The 21912-nt window shown below is 44.5% G+C and carries 21 protein-coding genes and 1 other annotated feature; of the genes, 5 read left to right on the top strand and 16 right to left on the bottom strand.

Annotation, left to right across the window (positions count from 1 at the left end):
* Positions 1-210: 210 nt before the first annotated feature.
* Both AC1DLM_RS30020 and pyrR read right to left on the bottom strand, forming a co-directional pair.
* A complete protein-coding gene (locus AC1DLM_RS30020; RefSeq protein ID WP_441989016.1) occupies positions 211-1110 on the bottom strand; it encodes an aspartate carbamoyltransferase catalytic subunit in 900 nt (299 codons plus the stop codon).
* Positions 1111-1115: 5 nt separating this feature from the next.
* A complete protein-coding gene (pyrR, locus tag AC1DLM_RS30015; protein WP_171635353.1) occupies positions 1116-1664 on the bottom strand; it encodes a bifunctional pyr operon transcriptional regulator/uracil phosphoribosyltransferase PyrR in 549 nt (182 codons plus the stop codon).
* Positions 1665-2072: 408 nt separating this feature from the next.
* On the opposite strand from pyrR, the gene AC1DLM_RS30010 reads away from it, so the two are divergent.
* The 4 genes from AC1DLM_RS30010 (at position 2073) to AC1DLM_RS29995 (ending at position 7603) form a co-directional block, all read left to right on the top strand.
* On the top strand, positions 2073-3797 hold the full coding sequence (locus tag AC1DLM_RS30010) for an ABC transporter ATP-binding protein (protein ID WP_477572016.1): 1725 nt from the start codon (positions 2073-2075) through the stop codon (positions 3795-3797).
* The gene (locus AC1DLM_RS30005) at positions 3794-5671 is read left to right on the top strand and encodes an ABC transporter ATP-binding protein (protein ID WP_441989014.1); all 1878 of its coding nucleotides are present in this window, start codon (positions 3794-3796) and stop codon (positions 5669-5671) included. The genes AC1DLM_RS30010 and AC1DLM_RS30005 overlap by 4 nt, the downstream gene beginning before the upstream one ends.
* 72 nt (positions 5672-5743) lie before the next feature.
* Entirely contained in the window at positions 5744-6454 is a 711-nt protein-coding gene (gene dapD, locus AC1DLM_RS30000; protein ID WP_310227073.1) for a 2,3,4,5-tetrahydropyridine-2,6-dicarboxylate N-acetyltransferase, read from the top strand.
* A gap of 27 nt (positions 6455-6481) precedes the next feature.
* A complete protein-coding gene (locus AC1DLM_RS29995; protein ID WP_477572015.1) occupies positions 6482-7603 on the top strand; it encodes an N-acetyldiaminopimelate deacetylase in 1122 nt (373 codons plus the stop codon).
* A gap of 803 nt (positions 7604-8406) precedes the next feature.
* Here AC1DLM_RS29995 and AC1DLM_RS29990 read toward each other — a convergent pair.
* The 3 genes from AC1DLM_RS29990 to lspA all read right to left on the bottom strand — a co-directional run bounded on the left by AC1DLM_RS29990 (position 8407) and on the right by lspA (position 11132).
* Entirely contained in the window at positions 8407-9561 is a 1155-nt protein-coding gene (locus AC1DLM_RS29990; RefSeq protein WP_441989123.1) for an aminotransferase A, read from the bottom strand.
* Positions 9562-9688: 127 nt separating this feature from the next.
* Complete coding sequence (locus AC1DLM_RS29985; RefSeq protein WP_477572014.1) at positions 9689-10639, bottom strand: RluA family pseudouridine synthase; 951 nt, start codon at positions 10637-10639, stop codon at positions 9689-9691.
* Positions 10614-11132 (bottom strand): signal peptidase II, encoded by a 519-nt coding sequence (gene lspA, locus AC1DLM_RS29980; RefSeq protein ID WP_436242956.1) that lies wholly within the window; start codon positions 11130-11132, stop codon positions 10614-10616. The genes AC1DLM_RS29985 and lspA overlap by 26 nt, the downstream gene beginning before the upstream one ends.
* A gap of 139 nt (positions 11133-11271) precedes the next feature.
* On the opposite strand from lspA, the gene AC1DLM_RS29975 reads away from it, so the two are divergent.
* Positions 11272-12009 (top strand): TraR/DksA C4-type zinc finger protein, encoded by a 738-nt coding sequence (locus tag AC1DLM_RS29975; protein ID WP_171635343.1) that lies wholly within the window; start codon positions 11272-11274, stop codon positions 12007-12009.
* 71 nt (positions 12010-12080) lie between these two features.
* Here the strand turns inward: AC1DLM_RS29975 and ileS are convergent, their stop codons facing one another.
* From ileS to AC1DLM_RS29920, 11 genes are all read right to left on the bottom strand, one after another.
* Complete coding sequence (ileS, locus tag AC1DLM_RS29970) at positions 12081-14849, bottom strand: isoleucine--tRNA ligase (RefSeq protein ID WP_477572013.1); 2769 nt, start codon at positions 14847-14849, stop codon at positions 12081-12083.
* Between the two features lie 65 nt (positions 14850-14914).
* Positions 14915-15163, bottom strand: a binding site (T-box leader).
* 72 nt (positions 15164-15235) lie between these two features.
* Positions 15236-15712, bottom strand: a complete 477-nt coding sequence (locus AC1DLM_RS29965) for a DivIVA domain-containing protein (RefSeq protein ID WP_171635339.1) — start codon at positions 15710-15712, stop codon at positions 15236-15238.
* Between the two features lie 151 nt (positions 15713-15863).
* On the bottom strand, positions 15864-16646 hold the full coding sequence (locus AC1DLM_RS29960) for a YlmH family RNA-binding protein (protein ID WP_441989010.1): 783 nt from the start codon (positions 16644-16646) through the stop codon (positions 15864-15866).
* Between the two features lie 2 nt (positions 16647-16648).
* On the bottom strand, positions 16649-16921 hold the full coding sequence (locus AC1DLM_RS29955; RefSeq protein WP_157256863.1) for a YggT family protein: 273 nt from the start codon (positions 16919-16921) through the stop codon (positions 16649-16651).
* A 40-nt stretch (positions 16922-16961) separates the two neighbouring features.
* The gene (locus AC1DLM_RS29950; RefSeq protein ID WP_477572012.1) at positions 16962-17384 is read right to left on the bottom strand and encodes a cell division protein SepF; all 423 of its coding nucleotides are present in this window, start codon (positions 17382-17384) and stop codon (positions 16962-16964) included.
* A gap of 53 nt (positions 17385-17437) precedes the next feature.
* Positions 17438-18124 (bottom strand): YggS family pyridoxal phosphate-dependent enzyme, encoded by a 687-nt coding sequence (locus tag AC1DLM_RS29945; RefSeq protein WP_441989008.1) that lies wholly within the window; start codon positions 18122-18124, stop codon positions 17438-17440.
* 43 nt (positions 18125-18167) lie between these two features.
* Entirely contained in the window at positions 18168-19028 is an 861-nt protein-coding gene (gene pgeF, locus AC1DLM_RS29940) for a peptidoglycan editing factor PgeF (RefSeq protein WP_441989007.1), read from the bottom strand.
* A 112-nt stretch (positions 19029-19140) separates the two neighbouring features.
* Complete coding sequence (locus AC1DLM_RS29935; RefSeq protein ID WP_056612638.1) at positions 19141-19440, bottom strand: YlmC/YmxH family sporulation protein; 300 nt, start codon at positions 19438-19440, stop codon at positions 19141-19143.
* A 142-nt stretch (positions 19441-19582) separates the two neighbouring features.
* Positions 19583-20365 carry an RNA polymerase sporulation sigma factor SigG gene (gene sigG, locus AC1DLM_RS29930; RefSeq protein WP_477572011.1) on the bottom strand — a complete coding sequence of 261 codons (783 nt, stop codon included), beginning with the start codon at positions 20363-20365 and terminating at the stop codon, positions 19583-19585.
* Between the two features lie 160 nt (positions 20366-20525).
* Entirely contained in the window at positions 20526-21248 is a 723-nt protein-coding gene (gene sigE / locus AC1DLM_RS29925) for an RNA polymerase sporulation sigma factor SigE (RefSeq protein WP_171635332.1), read from the bottom strand.
* A 149-nt stretch (positions 21249-21397) separates the two neighbouring features.
* Positions 21398-21912: sigma-E processing peptidase SpoIIGA (locus AC1DLM_RS29920; protein WP_477572010.1), on the bottom strand; the 515-nt coding region annotated here is incomplete at its 5' end.

Below are 21912 nucleotides of genomic sequence, written 5' to 3'. Positions count from 1 at the left end.
GTACTTCACCATTAGAAGCATCAACGACCTGTGTAATTTTATCATTTTCGACTAAAACATGTTTCTTCGTTTGTACATTATTCGCATCAACGGTAAGTCCGTTTAGAATCCAAATTCCCATTGTGATATTGTCCTCCTAGTATTCGTTTGGGGCCCCCGCAAAGTAATCGGAATCAACTTCAGAGCTTGGCTTCACTTTGTGGGGTGTTTTTATGATAAAGCTCGTTCGATGACAGCCATACGAATCGGCACACCATGAGCAATTTGTGTAAAGATCTTGGACTTCTCATGTTCCACGAGTTCATCATCTAGCTCCACATTGCGATTTACTGGAGCTGGATGCATGATGATCGCATGAGGCGCCATGCGGCTTGCACGCTCTACCGTTAATCCGTATTGTTCGCGGTATTCTTCAGCTGATTTGATAAGCCCTGTATCGTGACGTTCCAGCTGTACACGAAGCATCATGACGACATCGGCTTTCAAAGCTTCTTCGAAGCTGACATATGGCGCGAACTCGGCTAGCTCAGGAGCCTGCATACTGGCAGGAGCACAGAACTGCACTTTGGCTCCAAGAGCGATCAGCCCCCAGAGGTTCGAACGAGCCACGCGACTGTGTAGAATGTCTCCGATGATGGAGACTGTTAAACCTTTGATTGCGCCGAATTGCTTGCGCATTGTATAGAAATCAAGCAACGCTTGCGTTGGATGCTCGTTATTGCCGTCCCCCGCGTTGATGAGCGGGATTTTGATTTTCTCAGCAAGCTCTTGAAGCACACCATTAGGCTTCAGTCGAATTACACCAGCATCAATCCCCATGGATTCAAGCGTGCGAACAGTGTCGTAGATGGACTCGCCTTTTTGTACACTGGATTCGGCTGACGAGAAGTTCAGCACATCTGCACCGAGACGTTTTTGCGCTAGCTCAAAGGAGAAGCGAGTTCTTGTACTATTTTCAAAAAATAAATTGGAAACGAATTTCCCATGGAATTGGTTATTTACTTTGCTAGGGCTTTGTTCCCAATAGGCTGCACGATCCAGAATGCTTGTGATCTCCTCCGCACTTACGCCTTTCAGTCCCAAGAAATGTCTAGTTGTTGTTGTGCTCATGCTACTCACTCCTGTTTCCCCCTCTGGATAATAACTTCATCTTTATCATCAATTTCCGTTAACATCACTTCTATGCTCTCACTCTTGGATGTCGGTACATTCTTGCCCACATAATCAGGCCGAATGGGTAACTCACGATGCCCTCTGTCCACAAGTACAGCCAGTTGAATCATTTGCGGTCGGCCTAAATCAATTAGTGCATCCATCGCGGCTCTTACCGTTCTGCCGGTATACAGCACATCATCGAAAAGGATGATTTTGCGATCTTGGATTTGCATTTTGCCGCCTTCTTGCACGTTCTCCACCGATCTGACTTTCACGCGATCATCGCGATAAGAAGTGATATCGATCTCTCCCACTGGAATCGGTACGCCTTCAATTTCTAGAATCCGTTCTGCTACGCGCTTCGCTAAGTAAATGCCTCGGGTCCGAATACCAATTAAGGTACAATTCTCTACACCTTTATTCTTTTCCAGTATCTCGTGTGCAATCCGCGTAAGTGCTCTACGAATTCCCATTTCATCAATAATGGTGTGTTCGGCGGTCTCATTCATCGTTTTCGCCTCCTGGCTAAACTATCTTCGTCAGCGTTCACATACGTTTTCTGGTGGTAAAACCAAAAAACTCCTTGCCCAATTCTTGGCAAGGAGTTTACGAGTGCATAAAGAGATAGAGCGGGGCTGCTGGATGCGCACATCCTTAAGCTTACTGAATTCTCGATTCAGTATTACCCGACTTTTCTTATCGTTTTACCTTGCCAGCCTCTCTGGACTGTTTTTAAAGGCACATATGTAATTAAAAGAATTATGCCACTTTCGACAGGATAAGTCAATGTTTTTTTGACATCATACATAGATCATTCCTTGGGCAAGTCTTGGAGCATGTGTTATAATTTACATATAAATCTATCTTTATTTCCTATTATTTAGTATCGTTGTGGCCAAAAGGTTAAGGAGGAAACTATGTTCAAATTGTTTAGGTTTTTGAAGCCTTACCGAGTTTCAGTGGTTGTCATCATTACATTGATGCTTCTGCAATCACTAGCTCAACTGTATCTGCCGACTCTCCTCTCTGACATTGTAGATGTCGGTGTGGTAAAAGGTGATGTCAGTTATATTCTGCGATTTGGAGCTTATATGCTGCTCGTCGCAATGGGCGGGATGGCCTGTGTCATGGTGGCAAGTTATCTGCTTGCCAAGACAGCAACTGGCTTCGGAAGGGATCTACGACGCAAGCTCTTCTCCCATGTCGAGAGCTTTTCCCTTAATGAATTTGATAAGCTAGGCACGTCATCACTGATTACGAGAACGACGAATGATATCGCTCAGGTTCAACAGTTGGTTGTCATGATGCGGATGTTCATTGGGGCACCAACCATGCTTATCGGCGGTGTTATCATGGCTACCTACAAGGATACGCATTTGGCTCTTGTATTGATCGCCGTAATCCCGATTCTAGTACTGGTCATTGTTGTTATTATGCGTAAGGGTATTCCGTTATTCAAAACACAGCAAATCAAAATTGACGGCATCAACCTTGCTTTGCGGGAACATTTAACAGGTATTCGTGTCATTCGAGCTTTTAACCGCTCGAACCATGAGAAGCTTAAATTTGAGCGTGCCAGCCAAGACTTCACGCAAACTGCAATCAAAGTTAACACCATCATGGCCACAATGATGCCGATCATGATGCTTGTATTCAACCTCGGCATGATTGTTATTTTATGGTATGGCGGGATTCGTATTGATAATAGTCAAATGCAAGTCGGCGATCTCATGGCCTTCATTCAATATGCCATGCAAATTATGTTCAGTATGTTTATGATGACCATGATCTTTATGATGATTCCCCGTGCATCTGCTTCAGCGGTTCGTATTAATGAAGTACTGGCTATCGAATCCGTCGTACACAATGCTAAGAACGCCGTTAACCTGAACGAGGACCAAATTACGGTTAATTTTAACCATGTAACCTTCAGTTACCCTGGTGCAGAGCAACCTGCTATCCAGGATATTTCCTTCAGTGCTAAACCAGGTGAGGTTACAGCTATCATTGGAGGAACAGGTTCAGGCAAAACCACACTCATTAATTTACTTCTGCGGTTTTATGATGTCGAGTCCGGTTCAATCACGTTGAACGAACAACCCCTCCCTACAATTGCACTTGAAAGCGTACGTGAACAAATCGGATATGTTCCGCAAAAAGCCGTTCTCTTCTCTGGTACAGTGGCTGATAACCTCCGATTCGGGAATGAACTAGCCACAGAGGAAGAGCTTACTCGTGCAGCAACTACGGCACAAGCTGCCGATTTTATTGGCGGTATGAAAGACAACTTCCAGTCCGTTCTCGCACAAGGCGGCACCAATTTGTCCGGTGGTCAGAAGCAACGTCTTGCCATAGGTCGGGCACTTGCTCGCAAACCGAATATTTATATTTTCGACGATAGCTTCTCCGCCTTAGATTTCAAAACGKATGCGAAGCTTCGCGCCGCCCTTAAAACAGAAACAGAACGTGCCACGATGATTATCGTCGCTCAGCGTGTTAGCACCATTATGGACGCTAATCAAATTATCGTTTTAGATGAAGGCAGAATCGCGGGTATTGGCACACATAGCGAACTCATGAAAACGTGTGAGGTCTATCAAGAAATTGTTGCTTCTCAGCTATCAGAGGAGGAAAGTGCATGAGTGACAAACCGAAAGAACCACAGCGCCCCCAAGGCGGCATGAATCCGGGTTTTATGGGCCGAGGCGGTATGGGCATGGGGATGCCTGTTCAGAAAGCGAAGGATTTCAAGGGTACTTTGAAAAGACTACTAGCGTATATGCAGCCTTTTCGCGTCTCCATATCTTTTGTTCTCCTTGCGGCTATCCTAAGCACGCTATTTAGCATTATTAGCCCGAAATTAATGGGTAATGCCGTCACCAAGCTATCTGAAGGCGCAATCGGTAAGATGAAAGGCATCGCTGGTGCCAAAATCGATTTCGATGCGATTCTCCAAATTGTCATTATCCTAGCTGCTCTATACGTATTCAGCTCCATATTAATGTATATCCAACAACGAATCATGGTAAAAGTTACACAGCGTATCGTATTTAATTTACGTAGAGATGTTAGTGAGAAGCTTACGCGTGTTCCCTTATCTTTCTTCGATGCCAGAAGTCATGGGGATACGATGAGCAGAGCAACGAATGATGTGGATACGATAAGCTCGACGATGCAGCAAAGTTTGACGCAGCTCATCACGTCAATCGTTACGTTAATCGGGATTATTATCATGATGCTGACAATAAGTCCTCTACTCACCTTAGCTACTATTATCACCTTGCCGCTTAGCATTTTGGGAACCAAAATGATTGCTACCCGTTCTCAGAAATATTTTAAAGGACAGCAACGTACCCTAGGCGAGCTCAACGGACATGTCGAAGAAATGTACACCGGACACACGATCGTGAAAGCTTTTGGAAGAGAACAGCAATCTGTTGATAAATTCAATGAAATTAATGACCGGCTGTATCATTCCGGCTGGAAAGCTCAGTTTATTTCAGGGCTTATCTTTCCAGTAATGTCTTTTATCGGGAATATTGGCTATGTTCTCGTTAGCGTCATTGGCGGTATTATGGTTACGCATAATGCGATTAAGATTGGTGATATTCTAGCTTTTATTCAATATTCCGGTCAGTTTAGTATGCCAATTACGCAAGTGGCGAATATCGCTAACGTGATACAGTCAACGATTGCAGCGGCTGAACGCATTTTTGAATTATTAGATGAACCCGAAGAAGTCCTTGAGAAGAAAGACTCGCAAAAAGTTCAAGAAGTTCATGGTCATGTACAGTTTGAAGATGTCACTTTCTCATATAAAGCAGATACGCCATTAATTACGAATATGAATATCGATGTAAAACCAGGACAAACTGTTGCCATTGTTGGACCTACAGGAGCAGGCAAAACAACGATCGTCAATCTCCTGATGCGCTTCTATGAATTGCAAAACGGTCGCATTTCCATCGATGGTGTTGATTCACGCCATATGACGCGAAGTGACCTCCGCGGGCTGTTCGGTATGGTACTGCAAGATACGTGGCTCTTCAATGGCACAATCCGTGACAATATCGCCTATGGGCGGGTTGGTGCGACTGAGGAAGATATTGTTGACGCGGCGCGCGCTGCCTATGCGGATCATTTCATCCGAACACTTCCTGATGGGTATGATACGATTTTGAATGAAGAAGCGTCCAATTTATCCCATGGTCAAAAGCAATTGCTTACGATTGCCCGTGCGATCCTAGCTGATCCGGCCATCTTGATTCTAGATGAAGCAACGAGCAGCGTAGATACGCGGACAGAAGTCTCTATCCAACGTGCGATGAATAATTTGATGGCCGATCGTACAAGTTTCGTCATTGCTCATCGTCTGTCTACCATTCGTGAAGCTGATCTGATTCTAGTCATGAATCAAGGAACCGTCATCGAACAAGGCACGCATGAGGAGCTTCTGGAGCAGCAAGGTTTCTACGCGGAGCTCTATAACAGTCAATTTGCACAAGAAGCTGTATGAAACAGGTTGGCTCTCACGCCTCCTTTCTGCTAATATAGGAGAGTCAATCATAAATTTGAAGGAGATGTCACCATGTCTGAAATGAATACCCTAGAAATTATCCAATTTATTAAAGAAAGCAAAAAGAAAACTCCGGTGAAAGTATATGTAAAAGGAAACCTGGAAGGCCTTGAGTTCGGCGAAGGCAGCCAATCCTTCATTACTGGCGGAAGCGGTGTCGTTTTCGGCGAATGGAGCGTGCTTCAGCCGATTCTAGAAGCTAATAAAGATAAAGTTGTTGATTTCGTAGTTGAAAATGATCGTCGTAATTCTGCTATTCCTATGCTAGATTTGAAACACATTAATGCACGCATCGAGCCAGGCGCAGTTATTCGCGATAAAGTACATATCGGCGATAACGCGATTATCATGATGGGCGCACTTATCAACATCGGTGCTTCCGTTGGTGATGGCACGATGATCGACATGAACGCTGTTCTTGGCGGACGTGCACAAGTAGGTAAAATGTGTCACATTGGCGCTGGCGCAGTTGTAGCTGGCGTTATCGAGCCACCTTCTGCTCAACCTTGTGTGATCGAAGATGACGTTCTTGTTGGCGCTAACGCGGTTATTCTTGAAGGCGTACGAATCGGTAAAGGTTCCGTAGTAGCAGCTGGAGCAATCGTAACGCAAGATGTTGAAGAGTACACAGTCGTTGCAGGTGCACCTGCTCGCGTCATCAAGAAAGTAGACGACAAAACTAAATCCAAAACCGAAATTCTAGCAGACCTACGTACCCTATAAGGTGAACTAGATCTGGAGGAAATCGTTATGCTTAGCCCTTTTGTAGAGCTGCGACGTCAGTTGCATCAAATCCCAGAGCCGGGATTCCAAGAGTTCAAAACGCAGCAGCTTTTACTTGAGCAATTGGCCAGGCTGCCGCAGGAGCGTCTTACGATCCGCACATGGCGCACGGGCATTCTGGTCTATATCAAAGGATTAAACCCGAGTAAGCGGTTTGGTTATCGCGCAGATATGGATGGGCTTCCGATCACGGAAGAGACGACGTTGCCCTTCCCTTCTCAGCATCCAGGCTATATGCATGCGTGTGGGCATGATTTTCACATGTCTATCGGCATGGGGGTTGTGACACACTTCACGGCGAATCCTATGCAGGATGATCTTGTTGTGTTGTTCCAGCCAGCTGAAGAAGGTCCTGGCGGTGCGTTACCGATGCTAGCTGCCAAGGAATTGCAAGATTGGATGCCTGACCAGATGGTTGCGCTCCATATTGCGCCAKAGTATCCTGTCGGTACGATCGCTGTCCGACCTGAAATCTTGTTTGCCAACACATCGGAGTTGTTCATTGATCTGCTTGGCAAAGGTGGCCATGCGGCCTACCCGCATCAAGCGAATGATATGATCATCGCGGCAACGCAAATGGTTGGGCAGCTTCAAACCATCGTGTCCCGAAACGTGAATCCGCTGGATTCCGCTGTGATCACGATTGGCAAAATGGAAGCTGGGACGAAGCAGAATATTATCGCGGAGAAAGCTCGCTTAGAGGGCACGATTCGCACCTTATCTGCTGCTTCCATGAACAAGATCAAAGGACGCATCGAAGCGGTTGCCGCGGGCATTGAAGCTTCCTTTGAATGCGAAGTCACGATTGATTGGGGTTCGAATTACCGTCAAGTGTATAATGATCCCGCATTAACCGTGGAATTCATGGACTGGCTTCGTGGACGCGGTAACGTTTCGTTGTTCGAGTGTACTGAAGCCATGACCGGCGAAGACTTTGGTTACTTCTTGGAGAAAATCCCAGGCTTTATGTTCTGGTTAGGTGTGGATACACCGCATGGCCTGCATCATGCCAAACTTGATCCCGATGAGCGCGCCATTGATGTAGCTATCGATACGATTACAGCATACTTGCGATATAAGTCTAGCTAAAATGAATAAGCCTCTCGATCAACCAAAGTTATATTTGGTTGATTGGGAGGCTTTTTGTATGTTTGATGATTGGATATTGAGTTCATTTCCCTCTACTTCCTCACTCCATCTTCTATCCTGTCCATTTACTACTAACACAGCTATCTAAGTTTACTTCAACAGCTCTCACTCTATTTCAGCATCAAACTTTCCTCCACTTTTTCACACTCATTATTACTCCACCCCAATTCCCACAATCACACTATTTCAACTATTTCAACTATTTCAACTATTTCTACTACTTCTACTACTTCTACTTTCTTTCAACACTATTCCCACTAACTTAGTATTCCTACTTTCCCTCTACTTCATTTCCCACAAGTACACCATTCCTACTTTTCCAGCTCAATCCACCTAATTCTCCACCCCAACTTTCAACCGCAACAAATCAATTAACTGGATTATATGTAGCTATTTTTGCCAAAACACCTTCCAAAATACAAATAACTGGATTTCATGTAGCTAATTGTGCTCATTTTACTTTAAACTAACCATTCCTTTGAAATTAGCTGTAGATTTTCCATCTAATCATAAATTCGGGTCTGAAACGAGGAAATTAACTGTATGTTTTCCATTTATTGATGGACAGCTAGGTGGTCAGAGGTGTATCATTTTTTATTTTGTTGGCGGTTCGGGGTTCGGGTTTCGGGTTCGGTTGTTGGAGTGCTGCTCAGGGTTCGCGCGGTTTGCGCTTAGGCAGCAGCAGCTAGTGGTCCCTCCAAATTCCACAAAAAAACCACCGCTGCTACCAGCGATGGTCCCTTTTACAACTTGCTTACAAACCGCTGAAGTCGATCCAGCGATTGCTCCAGCACTTCCTGTGCATAGGCATATGAAATCCGGATGTAKCCTTCCCCGTAGGAAGTGAAAGCATCTCCCGGCACGACAGCAACATGCTCTTCATGCAGCAGCCTCATCGCAAATTCTTGCGATGTTAAACCGAACTTTGCAATGGACGGGAACAAATAGAAAGCGCCATCCGGCTTCTCTAGTTCAATCCCCATTGCGATCAAACGATCGTAGACATAATCCCGACGAGCTACATAAGCTTCACGCATCGGAAGTGCATCATCGATCCCTACCGTCAAAGCCTCCAAAGCGGCATACTGGCTCACTGAGCTAGCACAAGTCACATTATATTGGTGCACCTTCACCATATGTGCTGTGAGGTACGCAGGAGCCATTGTAAACCCTACACGCCAACCTGTCATGGCATGAGATTTGGACAAGCCATTAATGACGATTGTCTTTTCGCGTAACTTGCCGACTGTCGCAATGGAACGATGCTGAACCCCATACACCAACTCGCTATAGATTTCGTCGGATAAAATAAATAGCTCCCGGTCTGCCAATAACTCGGCCAAGTCAGCAATTTCCTTCTCTGTGAGCACCTGACCTGTCGGGTTTGACGGATAACATAGAATAACACAACGTGTTTTCTCTGTTAGGTATGGTGCCAATAGCTCAGCTGTTAATTTCAAGCCATTCTTTCTTGTATCCACATAGACAGGAACGCCACCCGCTAAGTGAATCAAAGGCTCATATCCAGGATAAATCGGAGCTGGAATGATGACCTCTGCGCCTGGTGTCAAAATCGTCCGCAACGTGATATCAACCGCTTGACTAGCACCTGCTGTGACGATAATCTCATCCGCCGCGCGATACTCCTGGCCATACTTGACCTTCACAAAATTAGAAACAGCTTCTCTAAGCTCGATTAAACCAGGGTTTTGCGTATAGACCGTTTTGTTTTGATCCAAAGCTCTTTGTCCCGCTTCGATAATATGCCGCGGCGTAGGGAAATCAGGCTGTCCGATCGTTAAGGTCAAAGCTCCAGGAATCGTGCTGACTAGATTCGAAATTTTACGAATACCTGATATTTGAATATCTTTGACTTGCGGGTTAATCAAATGCTCCAACATGAGTAGCTCTCCTCTCTCCATTCGAAATAAATGGCTACGCCGTCCTTCTTGGACGGAAGCATTTATCCAGAAATATAACCAACTTATATTGTGAAACATATAAATTTTTATATTTGAACAAGAACTATGTTGTCCGTATCGTTGATATGAGGTTCTCCATATCAGGAGGAATTGGCGCTTCGAACTGCATCCATTCCCCTGTTCGTGGATGTGTAAAACCTAGAATAGCCGCATGTAAGGCTTGACCATCCATCAACATGCCTTTGCTTTTGCCATACATCGGATCCCCAACTAACGGATGGCCTATGAATTTCATGTGCACGCGAATTTGGTGCGTACGCCCCGTTTCCAGCTTTAACTCAACTAAAGTAAAGTCACCAAACCGTTCGATAACGACGAAGTGCGTTACTGCGGTTTTGCTATTTTTCTCCGTAACGGTATACATCTTACGATCATGAGAATCGCGTCCAATCGGCGCATCGATCGTCCCTTGATCATGTTGAATATATCCGTGTACCAATGCAATGTATTTGCGATTAACCGTGTGTGCCTTCAATTGCTCAGCAAGGCTTGCGTGAGCCTTATCATTTTTGGCTGACATGATTAAGCCTGAGGTGTCCTTGTCAATTCGGTGCACAATACCTGGGCGAAGCTCACCATTAATGCCAGATAAGTCCTTGCAGTGGTACATTAACGCATTCACTAAGGTGCCCGAGTAATGTCCAGGCGCTGGATGAACTACGAGTCCACGCTGTTTGTTGATAACGATCACATCACTGTCCTCGTATACAACAGTCAGAGGAATGTTTTCAGCCAGCAACTCCACGCCTTGAGGCTCTGGAACCACTAACGCAATCACATCATGCAGAGACAATTTATAATTAGGCTTTACTGCTTTCCCATTCACCTTAACATGACCATCTTTGACCCACTGTTGGACAAGTGTTCGAGAAATATCTTCTTCCAACGCTTCTGTAATAAATTTATCGATCCGTTCGTTGGCAAACTGATTTTCAACCGTCCATTCAATTGGCTCTTGAGTCACGGACTCAGGTGAGGTCTGGTTTGTGTTCATGTGTTGCTCCTTTTTTCTCTTTTCGTGAAGCTAGAATCGATTCAATGAAGATCAGGATAACCCCGACAACGATACATGAATCCGCTACATTGAAAATTGGGAAGATATAATCGACTTCCTTGCCAAAGAAGTTAAAATCAAAGGTAAACTGGAAGAAATCCACAACTTCTGCGAACAAAGCACGGTCTACGAAATTACCGAATGCTCCTCCAAAAAGTAAACACAACGCGAATGGAAGCAACACTTTGCCTTCACGAATGGTGCGCTGCATGTACCAAACAATACCGCACAGCACAAGTATAGTAACAATGATGAAAAACCAACGTTGATTTTGTAAAATACCGAAGGCCGCACCACGGTTACGATGGGATGTAATCATGAAAAAATCCCCAATGACAGGACGCTCTTCGCCGAGCGGTACTTTTTTCACAATGATCCATTTCGTAACTTGATCAAGAATAAATGCAAGAAGTGCATACAGGTAATATTTCAAATATTTCATCTAAGAGTACCTCCTACATTGTGAAAAGCTTGTACATTCCTATTTTTCAAGGAATTACCTCACTAAAAAAAGCGGTCTATCGGCATCATAAACGGTATGAATGAGCTGTTAGAAGGGAGCTGTATGACCTATGAGCCATTTAACCGAAGAGCAATTACAATCCTTATATGTACAACTGTTGGAGGAAAAGGTTGCACTAGAAAAGCATTTCGCTTCAAATGATCAATTTGGACTCGCAAATTCATTCTCAGATTCCATAGGCGAGCTCTCCATGTACGATAATCATCCCGGTGATATCGGGTCCGAAGTTTTTGAACGAGCGAAAGACATTTCGCTTAATGAACACGCAGAGATGCATTTACAACAAGTCAATGAAGCTTTAGCTCGTATGGAAAGTGGCGATTATGGCGTTTGTATTTTTAGCCACCAACCCATACCGTATGAGCGCCTGCAAGCCATTCCCACAACTTTGTACAGCATAGAACATGTGCCTGATCCCGACCAATCGTTCCGACGTCCTGTTGAAGAGCAGGTTCTTTATCCACCGTTCGGGCGTACGAGCTTCGATGAGAAAAACAACGAAACAGAATTTGATGGTGAAGATGCCTGGCAAATCGTTGAAAGCTGGGGAACTTCAAATACCCCCGCTTTCGCAGAAAGCAACCAAGTAGAAAGCTACAATGACATGTACATTGAAGCCGACGAGTTAGAAGGCTATGTAGAGTCATTCGAAAGCTTTGTAGCCACTGATCTCTATGGTGAACATGTTACCATTGTACGAAGTAAAGCCTATAACGAGTATATGCACAGCGATGAAGGCGATCCTTTTCTTGAACCCGAAAGAACTGCCGATTTAGACGATGAATAAATACAAGAAATGACCCTGATTAAAAACAGGACAAACGAGCTTCGCATGTCGCGCAAGCTCGTTTGGTTCCTCTACTCGTGATAATGAGCAGACACAACATCATTACATCTGACGCAGAGTGTTKGATGCTCCTTACTGTGCCCAACCTCTGGCGTTACTATCCAACAACGTTCACATTTCTCACCGCCTGCAACAGCGATGGCAATGGCAACATCTTTGGACTGAAGTGCACCTTCTGGTACAGAAGTACCGACGGGGTGAAGGTTAACAGCGGATACGATGAACAACTGATCCAATTGCACGAATTGTGTCAACAAAGCAAACATCGCTTCATTTGGATACAAATTCACGGCTGCCCCCAAGGAATTACCAATGACTTTCTCCTTACGCGCTTCTTCTAGCGCCTTCAGCACGTCATCACGTACTTCCAAGAAGGAATTCCATTTAATCTCCAACTCTTCGTTATAAACACTCGTTTCTACTTCCGGTAATTCAGCAAGTTGCACTGAGCTTAAATCTACACCTGGAATGTATTTCCAAACTTCATCCGCAGTATGAGGAAGAATCGGTGAAATAAGCTTCGTAATCGCAGTCAAAGCAGCGTATAGCACGGTTTGTGACGCTTTACGTGCCGGATCCTCAGCCGCATTCGCATACAGACGATCTTTGATGATATCCAAATAAAAGGAACTCATTTCTACCGCACAGAAGTGGTGAATTGTTTGATACACAACATGGAATTCGTAGGCTTCATAAGCTTTAATAACTTTCTCGATCATGCGGTTCAAACGAATCAACGCATAGCGATCAAGTTCGGATAGTCTCGCATAAGCAACACGATCTGTAGCCGGATTGTACTGACTCAAATTCCCAAGTAGGAAGCGCATAGTGTTACGAATTTTACGATATACCTCAGTCGTTTGGTTCAAAATATTGTCCGAAATTCGGTGATCGGATTGATAATCCACGGAGGAAACCCATAGACGAAGAATATCAGCGCCTAATTTGCCACAAACCACATTCGGATCAATCGTGTTACCGATGGATTTGGACATTTTGCGCCCTTCGCCATCTAGTGTAAAGCCATGACTCAGAATGCCTTTATACGGCGATTTCTCTCTCGTTGCTACACCAGTGATCAGGGAAGAGTTGAACCAACCACGATACTGGTCTGAACCTTCTAGATACAAATCAGCAGGCCATTGAAGTTCTGGACGCGACTCGAGAACCGCAACATGACTGGAACCGGAATCAAACCATACGTCCATAATGTCTGTCTCTTTGCGGAATTCACCGTGACCACATTTGGTACAGCTAGTGCCGTGTGGAAGTAGATCCTTCTCATCCTTGATGAACCAAGCATTCGAACCTTCTTGCTCGAATAACTGGGCAACATGTTCAATTGTTTGCTCGTTAACAAGTGGCTCATTACAGCTGCGGCAGTAGAAAATAGGAATCGGAACGCCCCACGCCCGCTGTCTGGAAATACACCAGTCTCCACGATCAGCGATCATGTTGTGTAGGCGTACTTCGCCCCACTCTGGCGTCCATTTCACTTGCTTGATTTCATCCAGCATCTCTTGTCTGAACTTATCGATCGACGCAAACCATTGCTCCGTAGCACGATAAATAACAGGCTTTTTCGTACGCCAGTCGTGTGCATATTGATGCTGAATGTCAGCAGCTTTTAACAAAAGACCGTTCTCTTGCAGCTTCTCAATGATCAGCTTGCCGCCTTTTTCATAGAACAAGCCTTCATACCCTGGTGCTTCAGCCGTAAAATGTCCTTGATCGTCAACAGGACACAACACGCCAATGTTATATCTTTGACCGATAGCGAAGTCGTCTTCCCCGTGTCCAGGAGCTGTGTGAACACAACCTGTACCCGCTTCTAGTGTCACGTGCTCGCCAACCATAACAAGAGATTCGCGATCGTAGAAAGGATGTTGGCAAGTAACAAACTCCAACTCACTACCTTTTACTGTCGATAATACCTCGTATTCACTCCAGCCGATTTCTTTCGCAGCTGTTGCAAGAAGACCTTGTGCCAGCACATATTTCTTCCCATTCGCTTGAACTACTGCGTACTCGAATTCAGGGTGTAAGGAAATACCTAAGTTCGCTGGTAATGTCCAAGCTGTCGTTGTCCAAATGACGATGGCAGCATCTTCTGGAAGCTTGCCTTTGCCATCCTTTACTGGAAAAGCGACGTAAATGGATGTTGAAGTTTTCTCTTTGTACTCGATTTCTGCTTCAGCCAATGCGCTCTCAGACGATGGGGACCAGTACACAGGCTTCAAGCCTTTGTAAACGAAGCCCTTCTGTACCATCGTACCGAAGACACGAATCTGTTGAGCTTCGTATCCAGGTTGTAGCGTGATATACGGATTTTTCCAATCTCCGCGGATACCAAGGCGTTGGAATTGACTCTTCTGCTTCTCAACGGACTGCAAGGCGTATTCTTTGCAATATTCACGGAACTCGGGAACCGTCATCTTCTTACGATCGACTTTCCCGCTGTTCGTAATCACTTGCTCGATTGGCAAGCCATGTGTATCCCAACCTGGCACATACGGCGCGTCGAAGCCTTGCAGTGTTTTAAAACGTACGATAATATCCTTTAGCACTTTGTTTAGTGCGTGACCGATATGAATATCTCCATTCGCATAAGGAGGCCCATCATGTAAAATGAACTTCGTTCTCCCCTTACGACTTTCTTGTACCTTCGCATAAATGTCTTCTGCTTCCCAATGCTCTTGCATTTTCGGCTCTGCCTGCGGCAAATTACCTCTCATTGGGAATTCTGTTTGTAATAGGTTTAATGTTTTTCCATAATCCATCTTTACCACTCCACTCCTGGTTCAATCTATCCTAGTCTAAAAAAACAAAAAAAGCCTCTCATCCCAAAAGGGACGAGAAACTCAACTCGCGGTACCACCCTCGTTAAAAAGCCTCATGAACACGCGCCTAAAGGCGAGTCGAACAGAGCTTCTTCACTCGATCATGTGTAACGGCATGACCCGTTTCTCCCTACTTGGGTTCAAGAGACGCTCCTGGGGGATATTCGGTACGTTGCAGAGATTAGGCTCACACCACAACCCTAATTCGCTGACACTGCTCATAACGCCCTACTCGTTCCAGTCATAGCTTTATTGCGATACTTTTAACAGGAGTATACCCAATCTGACAAGCATAGTCAATATGATACCTGCCTACTGCTCCATGCCTACTCTTCCTTATGTTCAAACTGCATACTTTGCCAGCCTTCTGTATTCAGTAATTCAAGCTGTGCTTCAAGTAAAGTCCGAAAGCGCGTACGATAAATGGACGCTTGTTTCTTGAGTTCTTCGATCTCAAGAGCTACTTTGCGAGAACGCGTCAATGATTCGTTAATAATCCGATCCGCATTCTTCTCCGCTTCTTTCAGGATTAACTGCGCTTCTTTCTTCGAATTGCTTCTTACTTCATCCGCAGCCTCTTGAGCCACGATGATTGTTTTACTCAGCGATTCTTCAATATGCGTGAAGTGATCCAAACGCTCCTGCAAGGCCATCGATTGATTCTGCAAATCCTTATTCTCACGAATAAGCGCTTCATAATCCTTGATGACTTGATCTAGGAATTCATTCACTTGATCCTCATCATAACCACGAAACGAACGTGAAAACTCCTTATTATGTATATCTAGCGGTGTTAATGGCATCAGTGCCCCTCCTTAGCGTTTTGCGCAGCAAAACTGACTTCGTAAGCATAAGCTGAGCTCGTCTGAAAGCTAGCCTACACCCATGTCTATACAGTTCAGTTCGACAGAAAATTAGCAATTCCTGCAAAGTTCGTGGATAAATTATCCACGATCATGCAAACTTGCCAATCTTCACACGAATTCGACCTTTTTTCGATACGCCTTCCACTTCAAGCACTTTGAACCTACCAAAACCCTGTAAGGAGATCATATCGCCTTCTTTCAGTGGCTTGCTTGGATCTTCTTCTAACTTCCAGTTCACGCGGCAACGACCGGCTTGGATCGGTATTAATACTTTGGCTCGGCTAAGCCGGAATACATCGCTTACAATTCCGTCCATTCGCATGGAGGCAACGGATAGATGGAGCTCATCCAATTGCGCTTGCGCTACTTCCAGCTTATCTAAAGAGAGCAATTCCGTTTGGACATGTACTCTATGTACTTGTGATAAATTCAAATGCAAATAGTCTGCTGCATCTTGAGTCACCAAGCAATGGCAGCCACCCTCTATAACATGAATATCGCCAACCTTGTCCCGCTTCATGCCGAGTCCAAGAATGGCGCCCATGTAATCTCCGTGTTCTAACGTAAGAAATTTGCCATCCCCTGAGGATACAGCTAACACGGCCATCGCCATGTCTTCACTATCCAAGTTGCGGTAGTCAGGCGCAATAATAGCACGCTTACGCTCTGCTGCTTCATAGCCGCCATCCAGTCGGCAATGTACATCCGGGTGTCGGTTGACGAGTGAATTGAGTATGAAAGCCTGTCTGGGATCGAGGAAATCGGTTAACTTCACGGCATGCTGCTCGGCAGCTCGCTCAATCCAATCCCAGGCTTTATCAACAAAATGATGCTCGTCTTGGTGAAAATGTCCATAAATATCCTTCGTCAAGACTAGAAAATCCCCACGATGAAATCAAGAACAGCAAAGATACCCATGACGACAAATTTCAATGCAATCAACGCCACGATTGGCGAGAGGTCAATGAAACCGATGCTTGGTATGATTTTGCGGAATGGAGCCAAATACGGTTCAACCAGCTTCGAAAGCAGTCCACCGACAAAACTGCCACGTGCGTTTGGAAACCAAGATAAGATCAAGTAACCAATAATCATGAAATAATAAATTTCTGTCAAAACGCTTAAAAAAGAGTAAACGTTATCCACGTTGTTTCCCACCTCTGTCTATGTGTTTGGGGATATGCGTCTATTCCTCGCCCATCATCTCAGAGATATGACCATGAATATCTACTGAGTCTGGTGTACAGAGAAAAATATTCGGTCCAAGCTTAGAGATAGACCCATTCAATGCGTAAACCGTACCACTCAAGAAATCTACAATTCGGATTGCTTGATCGCCGCGAACTCGTTGCAAATTAACGACAACCGCTCTACGAGCACGTAGATGGTCTGCAATGTCTTGTGTTTCCTCATAAGTGCGAGGTTCACTAAGCACAACGCGTGAATTCTTCTGTGAATGAATACTGACGACATTCGCCTTATTTTTATTACGTAATTCGTATGKATTGGTTTCAGGTTCTTCTGTTGATTCTACAATCCGTTCACGCTCTACAATTTCTTCCTCTTCCTGAAGTCCCAGAAAGTTCATAAATCGGTTATACACACCCATAGCGCTTCCCTCCTATCGAAATCATACACATCGGAATCCAGTTCCTCATGCCCTTAGCCTTCTTTGCCTACTAATACAGTACCCAAACGAACCCAAGTTGCACCTTCTTGAATGGCCACATCGAAGTCGCCTGACATCCCCATGGAGAGCTCTTTCACTTCATAAGGGAACAACTTACGTTCATTCAATTGATCCCGAAGCTCACGTAATCCTCGAAAAACAGGTCTCGTTTCTTCCGATTCTAACTCATAAGGGGCCATCGTCATCAATCCGCATACACGAATATGAGCAAGCTTGCTTACTTCTTCAGCAAATTGAAAGAAATCTTGAGGCGATACGCCATATTTCGAAGCTTCACCAGAAATGTTCACTTGCAAGAAACAATTGACTTCTATTCCCAAACCAGCAGCTTGCTTGTCTAACTCTTTCGCTAGCGACATCCGATCTAATGAATGAATATAAGCGAATTTGCCAATGACATCCTTCACCTTATTCGTCTGCAAATGTCCTAGAAAATGCCATGTACCACGCTCATGCAAAGCTTCCCACTTCGGCTTTACATCTTGCCAACGATTTTCCCCAATATGATGTAGACCGGTATTCAATACTTGTTCTGTCGTTTCTAAAGATACATATTTGGTTACTGCGATGATCTTAATGTCATTTTCTTGACGGCCTGACTCCCGACATACGGTTGCTATCCGAGCTTCAACCTCTTGTTTGCGTTCCAATACGCTCATTCTCTCTACACCTCAATTCAAACACGCTGCCTGTTCCTGTTCCTTAGGGGTGAAGACCAATCCAAGCGATCATTCGCCCTGTGGAACCCCCTTCCTTTCGATGCGAAAAGAAGAGTTCAGTTCGACAACTCGTACATAACTGAGTTACTTCGATATGGGACGACAAAATTCCTGCTTGCTCGATCAATTTCTGATTTAATAATTGCAAATTCAACATGTACTTCCCGTTGCCTTTATCGGTAATAATAGCATCTTGTTCCTCGGCCGATATCTGCGTTTCCTCAAAAACCAACATAACACGCGATGCGACCGTCTGATCAACCTCATAACAACAGGCGCCAATTGAGGGTCCTATTGCTGCTCGGATATCCCCTGGCTGACTACCAAAAGTATGTGTCATTAAGGATATTGTAGCCATGGAAATGTTTAACACAGTACCTTTCCAACCTGCATGGGCAAGACCCACCACACGCTGAACGGGATCATAGAAAAATAACGGCACACAATCCGCAAATTGCGCACAGAGTACGATGCCTTTCTCCTTTGTTATAAATCCATCCTTCGCTTGAAGAGCTGTTTCTCTACGATCACGCCCCATGCCCTGCTCGTTCAGACTGACGATAGCAATGTCTTTCCCGTGTACCTGCTCCGCATATGTAAAAGATGTAAATGGCTGTCCTACAGCGTCTGCAACGCGCTCTCGATTACGCACGACATCCTCCTGGTTATCATTCACATGCAAACCGAGATTTAGCGTTGAAAAAGGGGCTTGACTTACTCCACCTAAACGAGAGCTGAAGCCGGCAGTAATCTCAGGAAATAATGACTTCCACGGAGCTATTGGTAAAAGGACTGGTTGATCCTCTTCTGAATGTAAGGACGGTTGTATGACAAATGGTTCCAATGCAAATCCCTCCAACCCTTTTTGTATATCTCTACTTTAGCACAAAATAAAAAGACACACGATGCCTGATCAGCTGCTCTAGTGCTGATACAGCGTCCCCGTGTGTCCAACGTCAATTTTTAAATTGACGATTAAACTCATATACCACTTCGGTGTCGTCCGTTTGTCGATATGGCCGTACGTCTTCTAGCTTAACGAGCACAACGTCTGCACCAATTTTCACGATATGCTTCCAAGGAATGATAACATCGGTCCCTGTTCCAAACAGTCCAAAAAATCGACTCTGATTCGGAACAACAATGGATTCGATTCGTCCTTGACGCAGGTCAAGCTCTAAATCACTGATTTGTCCAAGCTTTTTGCCGTCCACAATATTAATTACGTCCTTCGTCTGGAAATCAGATATTTTCATGAGGCCTATCACCACATATCTCATTAGAATTTGTACTGATTTTTTATTAGTATATGTGCCTTATGGGCAAAATGTCCTGTCAAACAAAAAAAGACCTTCACGGCTTGTCTACCAAGGCCGTTCCAGTCTTTGTTAATTGCACTTAGGATTTCACATGTTTCTGCATCTGACAAATAGCCGATTTCTCTAACCTTGAAACTTGTGCTTGAGAAATGCCTATCTCATCTGCCACTTCCATCTGGGTCTTCCCTTCAAAGAAGCGCATTGAAAGGATCATCTTTTCTCTAGCATTCAACTTATGCATCGCTTCTCGCAATGCGATACCCTCAATCCATGACATGTCTTTATTGCGCTCATCGCTTATTTGATCCATCACATAGATCGGATCGCCTCCATCATGATAAATGGGCTCAAATAAGGATACTGGATCTTGAATGGCATCAAGCGCGAACACAACATCTTCTTTCGGTACGTTCAAGGCTTCAGAAATTTCATAAATAGATGGCTCGCGTGAGTTTTGATTCGTTAGACTGTCTCTAACTTGCAACGCTTTGTAAGCAATATCTCTCAAGGAACGAGAAACGCGAATCGGGTTATTATCTCGTAAGTAGYGGCGTATCTCACCTATAATCATCGGTACAGCATAGGTCGAGAATTTGACATTTTGACTTAAATCAAAGTTATCAATGGCTTTCATCAAACCAATACAGCCAACTTGGAAGAGATCGTCCACATACTCTCCACGATTGTTGAACCGTTGAATCACACTCAGTACCAACCTTAAATTGCCATTGACCAATTTCTCTCTTGCAGTTCGTTCCTGTTTTGTTTGCAGGTCAGTGAACAACTCACGCATCTCTGCATTGGTTAGCACAGGCAGTTTAGCGGTGTCAACTCCACATATCTCAACTTTATTTCKGGTCACCGTGATTACCTCCCAAGGAGAAACATTACTGTTAATTATCCCCGTGAGCGGTCGATTTATTCCTGTCCTATCCCTTGCTCAGCCACTTGACAAAAGGGTACTGACTCGCTCCCTCCCGTGACACCTGAACAATTTCGACATTTACTGCCAAAAAAAAATTTCAGACCATCTTGTTAAACTCTTTGCGAAGCCGCTTAATAATCCGTTTTTCCAATCTAGAGATATACGATTGCGAAATACCTAACAGGTCTGCAACGTCTTTCTGAGTCTTTTCTTCCCCATCTTGCAACCCGAACCGCAGCTCCATGATAATACGCTCACGTTCACTAAGCTTATCAAGCGCCTTATGTAAAAGCTTCCGATCAACTTGTTCTTCGATATTGCGGTAAATGGTATCATTCTCTGTGCCTAATACATCAGACAATAGAAGCTCATTACCATCCCAATCAATATTCAACGGTTCATCAAACGATACTTCTGTTCGAATTTTACTATTTCTGCGCAAATACATCAGAATTTCATTCTCGATACAGCGTGATGCGTAGGTAGCCAGCTTAATTTTCTTCTCGGGGTCAAATGTGTTTACTGCTTTGATGAGACCAATCGCTCCAATTGAAACCAAGTCCTCGATGTTAATACCCGTATTCTCGAATTTTCTCGCTATATAGACAACCAATCTCAGGTTGCGTTCAATCAACATAGCTCGAATAGCTGCATCCCCAGATGGTAATTTTTCCAATAAGTATTCTTCTTCTTCACGAGTAAGCGGCGGTGGCAATGCTTCACTACCACCTATGTAATAGATTTCCTCACCTTTGAGTCCTAGCATCATCAAAATGCGATAATACGTTAGTTGAAAGAGCAGTTTCCACTTCAAGAACATGTTAGTTTCCTCCTAAGAGTTTTGCCATAGCAAAACTTTCATCGTAAGCTAAGCTGCGTTTTCCAATGGAAAACTGACTTTATAGTATTAAACCATGTACTGCCGTTGAACCTCTCATGAATCTTGTACTGACAACTTATCTTGAAACATTAGCCTGCTTGAATCAATGCAGGATGGATAATGGCTTGGTAGGAACCATCGCTGCACAGCTTCCCTCCGTCGAGCCCTATAAGCACCTTCGTTGCCTCCAATTGCGATTCATTATGAATAATCACCACCTTATCGGGTTTAATCGCCAGCATGAATTGCGTATTCCGGTTGACCCCACGGTAAGGTACGAGTCGCAAACGATCCTGCCAGATAAATTCCTCTACCCCTAAGCCGCTGATGATTTGATCCACATCTGATGAGCGTATCCTTTGCAGCCATTGCTCAGGCAGAACATCTCCCCATTCCGATACTTCCATAACCATAACGGGTGTTCGTGTCAATGGATCATACAGTTGGTTACCCRTATCGATCAACCCTTTGCAGGTTGCACTGAAATCCCCAATGTGAATCGTGACCTCGGCCAAATAGCTCGTCATAACCTCACGCTGCTTACTGCTTTGAAATACGGTTCTAAACCACCAGATGAGAGGAAGCAGCAGTAGGACCACAAACA

The sequence above is a fragment of the Paenibacillus sp. 01T442 genome (genome assembly GCF_056398345.1).
This window is presented reverse-complemented; position numbering and strand designations above follow the sequence as displayed.